At 62.0% G+C, this 361-nt stretch carries 1 protein-coding gene; it reads right to left on the bottom strand.

Features of this window, described 5'->3' with window-relative positions; translation table 11 throughout:
• Positions 1–361, bottom strand: a 361-nt coding sequence (locus AC1D0P_RS32380) for an exopolysaccharide biosynthesis protein (RefSeq protein WP_477680462.1), incomplete at both ends; no start/stop codon positions are given.

Raw genomic sequence — 361 nt, 5'->3', positions numbered from 1 at the left:
GTTGCGGCCAGGCGCGCGGGGTGATCAGCCGCTCGAGCTTCTCTATCCACGGCACGAAGCGATCGAGCATGGAAGAGAAGGCCTTGTTGTCGAAGCCATAGCCGTGCAGCCGCTTCGGCAGCCAGATGCGGTCAAGACGGGAAAAGGCCATCTGGAAGGTGATGAATACCAGCGGCAGGCCGAGAATGAATGTCGCGCCCGGCGGCAGGGGAATCATGCTCGGCAGGCAGAAGACGACGAGGAAGGCGCCGAAGGACCGGTCGGCCATGGCATCGGCAATGTCGCCGAGCGTGATCTTGTCGCCGGCATTGTCGGACAGTTGCCGCAGCAATTCCGATAGTTTGTGCGGCCTTTGCCGCAT

The organism is Polaromonas sp. P1_G2 (assembly GCF_056405515.1).
This window is presented reverse-complemented; position numbering and strand designations above follow the sequence as displayed.